We start from the raw sequence: 8,335 nt of genomic DNA on the forward strand, positions 1-8,335 counted from the left end.
GGCGGCTTACCCGTCCGGCGCGGCCGGTACTCCGGGTGCGACAGCCGCAGACCGGCGGCGGCGGCGTCCTCCGCGATCGCGGCCGGGCAGTCCGTCAGCGGGGCCAGCCGGACGAGCAGCCGGTCGTGCAGCGGCTTCGAGGCGTGGGCCGCCGCCAGTTCGGCCCACGGGACCGGCCCGGGGCCGACCTCCTCCTCAAGGAGTTCGACGGCCCTCTCCCAGGCGTCGCTCTCGATGGCCGCCCCCTTCTCGCACAGGAACTCCGCCCGGCCCGCCGCGTTCCCGGCGACCTCCGACGCGGTCCGCAGAACGGCCAGCCCGCCCTCGTTGTCCTTCTCCGCCGCCAGCGCCGCGCGCCCCGTCTCCAGGGTCTTCGGCGTCAGCGGATGCTTGATCTGCGTACGGCCGGGGAAGTCGGTCTCCTCCAGCAACTCCCGCACCTCGTCGGGGCCGTGGCGCTCCCAGAGCCGTACCAGCATCCGCAGCTCCAGCGCCCGCGTGTGGATCTTCGCCCGGGGACTGCCCAGCAGGATGCCGCACAGCACCGGGTCGCCCGAGTCGGCGCAGGCCAGCAGCCAGGGCCGCCGCGCGCTCTCCTGCACGCTGTGCACCAGGGTCCGCGTCAGCGGGAGCCGGTCGGCGGCGGCGGTGTCGACGGAGGCGCCGTCCTGCCAGCGACGGCCCGAGAGAACATGGCGGCGCTGGGCTTGCGTGAGGTTGGTGTTCACGAAGAGCGCCGCGTTGACCTCGGGGTCGTTGTAGGGGATCAGGTCCGCGATCACCTCCGGCGTGGTCTGCCAGTCCGACGCGACACCGGCGAGGACGGCCGGGCCCCGCGACTGGACGATGTGCGCGCGCAGTTCGTCGCTCGGGCTGTGCCACAGCAGCAACTGCTGGATGGCGCGACCGTCCATGTGCTCGGCGAGCGCGCACCGGGTCGGGTGGTCGGCCGCGTCGTAGAGACGCAGCCACGCCGCGCGGCCGTTCGGCTGCCGGCGGCTGGGGAACTCGGGGCCCTTCGGCGTCGGCCACGGCTTCCCACGGTGCTTCGGCGTCTCGGCGAGCGCGGCGTCCACGAGTTCGGTGACGGTGCCGGAGAAGCGCGGAAGCATCGCGTACACCGCACGCCAGGGCGCGAAGTCCCTTCCCAGCCGGGCCACTTGGGCGACGAGGGCGGTCTGTGTGCCTTCGTGGTCGCCCGGCAGCGCGCACAGGACCTTGCGGGCGGGGGCGACCTCCCGCAGGACACGGTCGACCGGGAAGGCTCCGGAGGTGACGCCGGGGCCGAGGAGGCGGGCGAAGCTGTGGCCGTTGTCGGATTCGACCGCGGCCTGGGTCAGCACCGACGAGGGCGGGGCGGCGGCGCCGACGGGGCCGGTGCGGGTGGTCTGCTCGAAGGCACCGCGGCCCAGCTCCTCCGGACAGCCTGGATGCACCCACAGCACGCCGAGCCGGTGCGCGCCGAACGGCTCGGCCCGGTGCTCCTCGACCAGCCGCTCCCAGTCCACCGCGCCCGGGGCCGTGGGCAGTTGGATCTCGCCGGAGACGTCCTTGTCCCGAAGGTCACGGACCAGCTCCTCCGTCGTCCCGGGCTCGCGCCGCCAGTCCCGACGGCTCGCCGGCGGGCTGTGGTGCGTCCGGCCGCCGGGCTGCGCGCGGGCGGCGCGCTCGGCGATGCCGTCCAGGACGCTCCGCGCGTGCGCCACCAGCTCGGGGAACGGGGACAGCAGGGCCGGCTCCAGCAGCTCCTTGCCCTTGACCGTCATCAGCCTTGTCACCAGCCCCTCCTCACCCTGCCAGCCGGGGTCGTCGGCCGTGGCCGCCGCGCCCTGCCACACCGCCGCGCGCTGGGTCGGCGTGCGGTCCCACCCGCTCACGCCGTAGAGACTCGCCGCCACCACGGGGTCCCCGAGCGCCGCCAACCGGTGGAACACCTCGCCGCGCAGCCCGGCGGACGCGACGAGCGCCGAACGCAACTGCGGGTCCCGCGAGGCCAGCACCTCCTCCAGCAGGAACGGCGGCACGGGGGCGGCGCTGCGCAGCAGTCCCAGGGTCTCCTCGCGGATCCGGGGGATCAGGGCGCGGGTGAGGTCCTGGTCGGCGAGGGCGTAGGCGGCGGATACGGCGGAGTGGTCGGCGAGACGCATGGCGGTGACTCGGGCTTTCTCGAAGGCGCGAACAGGGTCGTGGGCGGAGAGGGGGCTCAGGAGGGCGACGAGGCGGCAAGCTCCTTCATCCGGGCCAGCGCGGCCACCCAGAACTTCTGCCGGGCGGCCGTCTGTCCGACGAGATAGGTGGCGCGCAGCTTCGGCGGCAGATGGCGCAGCACCCGGGCCACCACCTCGGGGTCCCGCTTGAGCTGGGACAGCTCGGCGTTGGCCAGTACCCGGTGCACCATGTCCGTGTCGTTCGTCCCCTCGGCGGAGATCTCCGAGGCGACGGCGAGACGCTTCTCCCACAGATCGACGTCCCGCACCAACTCCTTGAAGCCGAGAGCCACTTCCTGCCCGATCCCCTCCAGCCTGGCTTCGAGCGCGGTCAGCGGCACCGGCGCGAACTCGCCCTCGCCGAGATAGATCAGACCGGACATCAGCGGCTGCCCGGCCAGATGCAGTTTGATCAGGCGCTCCAGCGTCCGCTTGGTGATCCAGTCACGGCCCTCGTCGTCGATGTCGTTCTTCCACCATTCGAGGACGGTCTCCGCCACCTCGCCGTACGCGGCGATGAGCCATTCGTTCGCCGGGATGTCCTCGGGCCGCACCTCGTAACTGACCGTGAAGCGGCTGGCCTGCGCCACATTGTTCCGGCTGACCTGGAGCTTCCTGCCGAGGTGGTACGGCGGGTTCTGCAGGGCTATCTGCGCCCGCAGCCCCTCCACCGGCCGCCCGGCCAGCGACCACTCCTGGGTGATCTCCATCAGCTTGGCGAACGCGGCCTTGTCCTTGGGCCGGTTGTACTCGTCCCAGACGATCACCTTCTCGCCCGGCCCCGATAGCGCTCTGGTCAGCAGCGTGTCCAGCCGCCCGTCGGGGGTGGGCACCGGCACGCACAGATCCTCGACGTTGGTCACCGGGAGCGAGAAGTAGACCGGCTCCGCGCCCAGTTCGTCCCGGACGAGGCTCTTGGTGATCTCCGTCTTCCCACAGCCGGGCGGCCCTTGCAGCAGCACCGCCCAGTTCTCGCGCAGGGCGGTGCGCAGGATGCGGCGTACGGGATCGGCCACGGTCGGCGGGTTGGCCGCGCCCACGGCGGTCGCGACGGAGTCCAGGATCTCGGCGGAGCGGTCGGCGCCCTCCGCGCCGTCCTTCCGCAGATCCCGCAGCGCCAGCCGAACCCCGCCCACCAGCGGGAGCCCCCAGCTCAGCGGCAGGCCGGCGCGGGCGCAGTCCAGCACGTGCTCCAGGGTGCGCGGGGAGAGCAGAGCACGGAGCCGGGGTGTCAGGCCGGCCCAGATCCGGAAGACCTCGCCGAGGTCCCAGTCGGGGTAGCGCGCGGCGAGGGTGTGGCGCCAGGCCGTGTCGTTCGCGGTGAGGCGCAGGGTGACCATCCGGTCGAGCACGGCGAGGTCGCTGCGGGCGGAGCCGGTCTCGGTCAGGGACTCGTTGTCGGAGAGGAAGACACCGACGCAGCCGAGCGCGCGCAGGTCGTGTTCGCCGAGGGTCCAGTTGCAGGCGATCTGCATGAGCTGGGACTGGATCATCTCGCCGGCCTGCAACGAGTCGTCGATCAGCAGCACGAAGGGCTCACCGGGGGCGAGTTGGCTCATGATCAGCTGGGTGAGGACCAGCTCGCCCGACCTGTCGTCCCGTACCGGGGCGTTCATCAGCAGGTCGTCCGGCGTGAGGTTGGCCGCAGGGACGAGGACGACGCGGGTGCCGGGGTGGGCGGCCGGGACATGGCTGAGGAAGGTGGAGGTCTTGCCGATGCCGTGCTCGCCGAAGACCTGGCCGGTCTGCCCCATGCTGATCATGGCGTCGATGAACTCGGCCAGCCGCCCGCCCGGTTGGCGCCCGGCCGGCCGCTCCGGGTAGGTGGCCGTGACGGGCCAGGGGACGTCGTGGGCGGTGTCGGCCCTGGTCGCGGTGTCGGTCTTCGTCGCGGTGTCGGTCTTGGTCACGGTGATGGGATCCAGTCCTCGTGCGTGCGTGCGGCGAGATGCGCGATGCGTGCGGGGTGGCCGGGCGCGCGCAGGCGCGCACCGACGTACAAAAGGCTGTGTTTGAGCGAGAGGGAGACGGCGTCGGCCCGGACGGGACGGGACGCAACGGGGCGCGGCGCGCTAGCTGTCACCCGTCGTGACGCGGTGGCAGGCCATCACCGGGCTGTGGTGGTCGGGCCAGTCGTCGCCGCCGTCGGTGATCAGCCATATCCAGTTCTCGGGGCGCGCCGGGGTCACCCGTGGCGCATAGCCGTCGGTGACCATGATCACCGCGTCCGGCTCCACCTCGCACCGCTTGCCGCCGACCTCCCGGCGCCCTTCCACGTACTCCACGACCTTGCCGAAGTCCGTGCCGCCGCCACCTCTCACCCGCTCCCCGGCGACGAACGGCATGACCTCGCCGTCGAAGCTCAGCCAGTGCGTCTCGACGCCGTCGGTGCGGCCGATCAGTGTCATCAGCCAGTCGATCACCCGCTGGGACATGGAGCCCGAGGTGTCGATGGCGACCACCACGACCTTCGTACGCTCCCTGCCGCGCCGCGACAGCATCGGATCGTGCCCGAGCGCGAGGAGCACCGCGCCGTGCTTCCGGGGGTAGATGAGCCGCTCGCCGTCGCGGAGCTTGGAGGCGAGCGTGTCCGTCAGCCAGCGCTTCCACCACTCCACGCGGCGAGTTGGCTCGGTCCGGCCGCGCAGCGCTCCGAGCCCGAGACGCCCCCACATCTTGCTCACCCGGTCGCTGCCACCCTCGGAGCGGTCCGCGAGGTGCAGGATCTCGTCACGGGCGATGCCCTCGCCGCGCAGGGCGGCGCGCAGCACATCGGCGAGGACGCCCTCCACGACATGGCCCACGGTCTCGTCGTCCAGCGGAAGTCCGCCGATGACCAGATGCGGGCAGACGGCGCCGAAGCCGGCGGGCACGGGCGGGTCGCTCATGCGCTTGAGCTCGCCGTACACAGTCATGTCCGTATCGACGAAATGCTTGTACGCCAGCGGCTCCAGCCCCTGGGCGCGCAGATCCGCCTCGTACAGGGCATGGATCTGCCGCGGATCGATGCCCACGGGCTCGCGCGTCTCCCCCTTCAGGAGGCTGGGCAGCTCGGCGCGCAGCCGCCGCATCACCACATGGTTGATGGAGACCTCGGCGGCCAGCGTGAAGACAGGGTCCTCGCGCAGCTCCGCCTCCACGTACAGATGCCGGTGGATGAGATGCCGCGCCTCGTGGAACAGCACGAAACGCACGCCGTCCGCACCGATCGCCGCGAAGAACTCCGGGTTGTACAGCAGCACGCAACTGCCGTCGCCGGACGCGGCCACCGCCGCCGTCTCCACGGCCAGGGTGGGGATCTGCTGATGGCACTTGGTGTACAGCCAGGAGGCGATCGCGCTCTCGCGCACACCGAAGTCGAGCATCGCGGCTTCCTTCAGAAGCCGGCCCTTCTCGGTGACGGCGGGGTCGGGCGGATCGTCCAACAGCCGTCGCCAGTCCCGCAGTTCGACGGCGCCGGAAAGGGTCTTCGTGGGCGCTTCGGTCATGGCGAGAACCCTAGCGGCGGGGGCTGACAACCCGTCTGGCGTCGCCCCGGCCCTGTGGATAACTCGCCGGGGCCCAGCCGGGCCGGCCAGGCCCAGCCCCGGCGCAGCCCGGCCTCAGGCGGGGCCCGGCCGGACTCAGGCGGGCCACTCCCACGACATGCCGTGTATCCCCGCCGGGCACTTCGGCGGCAGCATGTGCGCCGAGTTCGACACGTCCAGCGCGATCTGCCGGCTGCTGCTCATCTCCGCCCCGATCCGCTCCCGGTAGTAGCGATGGCAGCTCACCGGCAGCGCGCCCGGGTCGAAGTAGACGTGCAGCAGATACTCCCGCAGGCTCACCCGCGTACGGCGCTCGTGATACGTCGAGACCTCACGGCTCGGCGTGAGCGAGATGGTGTAGTCGGCCACCACCGTCTCGTTCTTGGCCAGTTCACCGCCGAACAGGATCTCCGTCACGATGCTCCGCCGCTCCGGCAGGAACTCCACGCGGCCGAGCTTGCCGCACCGTACGGCGACGTCCACCGACGCCGTCGCCGGATCGTCGATGACGTGCACGGCCGTCATCCGGCTCGCGCCGTCACGCGTGGCGCGCAGCACCTGGTTGACCGACATCTGCCGTATGCAGCGCTCCGCGTCGAGGTGGACCGTCTCGTGGATGACGAGGGACGTGACGTCCTCGTTGAAGCGCGCGAAGTCCGCGCCGAGTGCCTGTTCCACGTCCGAGTTCTCGCCGAAGACACGGTGCGAGGCGGACAGGTCGAGCAGTTCCGATGTCGTACGGCCGCGCGGCCGGCCGGGTCTCAGCAGGGAGCGCAGGGCGCCTTCGGGCAGGGCGAGGATGTCCTCCAGCGCGTCCACTGCCCGCAGGGACCGCGCGCGCTCCGGCTGGCTGCGCCCGCGCTGCCAGTAGCTGAGGGTGGCGAGACTGACGCCGATGCCCTGGACTTCGAGCCGGTCGCGTACGCGCTCCAGGGAGAGTCCGCGGCGGCGCAGGGCGTCCCGGAAGACATCCGCGAACGTCACTTCCGCGTCTTTGTCGACGGTCGCGTCCGTCGCGTCGGTCGCGTCGGTCGCGTCGGTCGCGTCGGTCGCGTCGGTCGCGTCGGTCGCGTCGGTCGCGTCGGTCGCGTCGGTCGCGTCGGTCGTCGTGTCCATGGCCCGCTCCCTCCCTGTGTCTCTTCCCCCGTGCCCGATGGCCCGATGGTAAGCGGACGACGAAAGCCGCCCACCGGGAAGGGTGGGCGGCTCCGCCGCGACTCTCCGGGGGCATCGGAGAGCGAGAAATTGGACCAACGGGTGTGACGCGTCAGCTGACGTTAAGGGTCAGCTTGTAGTACGAGAGCGCGTCGGTGAGCGGCTGGAAGTACGACGAGCCGCGGGTGTTCACGCCGGTGCAGTTCTGCCCGATCGGGCCGCCGGAGGTCATGCCCTGCGCCTGGTTGCCGGAGATGTACGCGCCGCCGCTGTCGCCGCCCTCGGTACAGACGGTGGAGCTGCCGAGACCGGTGACGACCGTGTCGGGACCGCCGTTGGCGTCCGTGTACGTGACGGTGACGTTGTACGAGCCCACGGTGCCGCACGTCCACTGCGTGGTCTGGCCGGACTTGCACATCGCCGAACCCTGCGACGCGCGCGTGCTGCCCCGGACCGCCACGTTCCCGGCCTGGCCGTACGTGGTGACCTGCGTGCCTATCGAGTCCTCGGCGTCGACCGCCGCGATGCCCATGTCCACGCTGCGCGTGCCGACGGCGAAGCGCGAGTTGGTGCCCTTGGCGAACTTGACGTTGTTGTACGCGAGGTCCGGCAGGTCCTCGATGCAGTGCCCGGCGGTCACCAGGTACTGCTTGCCCGCGGCGTCACGCGCGCCGAAACCGACCGAGCAGATGTAGCCGTTGAACGTCATCCGGCTGCCCGGGGGCACCACGGCCTGGGTCTCCAGGCGCTCCTGGCCACGGATGACGCGTACGGCGTCGCCGTGCTTTCCGGCGGCCTTGATGAACGAGCGGGCGGCGGCGCCGCTGTCGCTGCTCACCTCCACCGTGACGGTGTCCGACGCGAGATCGACCGACCACGACGAGACGCCGACCGGGACCTGCTTGACGGCCTTGGCGTCCAGCTCGCTCTTTATTCGGTCCAGCGCCGACTTGCCGTGCTCGGGGACGCGGGCGGTCAGGCCGGCATCCTCCACCTGGGCTGCGGATCTCGCGTCCGGCGCGTTCACGGTGAGCGTGCCCGCCTTGGTGAAGAAGGCGCCGTCCGTCTTGATGCCCTGCTTGTTCACGGCGGCCAACTCACGCTGCTGCGACGCTTCGTGGTCGAGCCGGTCGACAGCCTCCTGCTCGCTGCCGCCGAGGGTCTTCGCGAGCGCGGCGACCATCTCGGGCTGGTACCGGGGTGCCTGGCCCGTGGCACCGGACGGGTCGGCGGCCTGCGCGCCGGTCACGGCGGAGGCCGACAGCAGGACGCCGGTGACCGCGGCGACAAGATACTTCCGGGAAAGCTGCACAGTGCTTCCTCTCACTATCGGAGCAGCGCCGAACAGCGCGCGGCCAACCTCCTTGGGAAGAGGGCGGGTAGACGCGTGCGTTCGTGGGTGGGCGCTCGTCCGGCGACGTGGATGGGGGGTGTGTGGGGCTGGTG

5 protein-coding genes are annotated in these 8,335 nt (G+C 71.6%); all 5 read right to left on the reverse strand.

The window, feature by feature from the left end:
- A partial coding sequence (locus BHU15_RS30275; protein ID WP_079128469.1) for a hypothetical protein occupies positions 1-2,147 on the reverse strand: 2,147 nt, incomplete at its 3' end.
- 56 nt (positions 2,148-2,203) lie between these two features.
- Positions 2,204-3,970 (reverse strand): ATP-binding protein, encoded by a 1,767-nt coding sequence (locus BHU15_RS30280; protein ID WP_209269249.1) that lies wholly within the window; start codon positions 3,968-3,970, stop codon positions 2,204-2,206.
- Positions 3,971-4,279: 309 nt separating this feature from the next.
- On the reverse strand, positions 4,280-5,695 hold the full coding sequence (locus BHU15_RS30285; protein WP_069630077.1) for a DUF2201 family putative metallopeptidase: 1,416 nt from the start codon (positions 5,693-5,695) through the stop codon (positions 4,280-4,282).
- Positions 5,696-5,830: 135 nt separating this feature from the next.
- On the reverse strand, positions 5,831-6,850 hold the full coding sequence (locus tag BHU15_RS30290) for an XRE family transcriptional regulator (protein ID WP_255293250.1): 1,020 nt from the start codon (positions 6,848-6,850) through the stop codon (positions 5,831-5,833).
- 151 nt (positions 6,851-7,001) lie between these two features.
- Positions 7,002-8,201, reverse strand: coding sequence for a S1 family peptidase (locus BHU15_RS30295; RefSeq protein WP_069630078.1), 1,200 nt, complete (start codon positions 8,199-8,201; stop codon positions 7,002-7,004).
- Between the last annotated feature and the right edge of the window lie 134 nt (positions 8,202-8,335).

This window comes from Streptomyces niveus, assembly GCF_001723055.1.
Taxonomy (GTDB): Bacteria; Actinomycetota; Actinomycetes; order Streptomycetales; family Streptomycetaceae; genus Streptomyces; species Streptomyces niveus.

What these genes read in the sequence shown, in the direction of transcription:
- BHU15_RS30290 (WP_255293250.1), bottom strand. Translation starts at nt 6,850, where the DNA reads ATGGACACGACGACCGACGCGACCGACGCGACCGACGCGACCGACGCG.
- BHU15_RS30280 (WP_209269249.1), bottom strand. Translation starts at nt 3,970, where the DNA reads ATGATCAGCATGGGGCAGACCGGCCAGGTCTTCGGCGAGCACGGCATC.
- BHU15_RS30285 (WP_069630077.1), bottom strand. Translation starts at nt 5,695, where the DNA reads ATGACCGAAGCGCCCACGAAGACCCTTTCCGGCGCCGTCGAACTGCGG.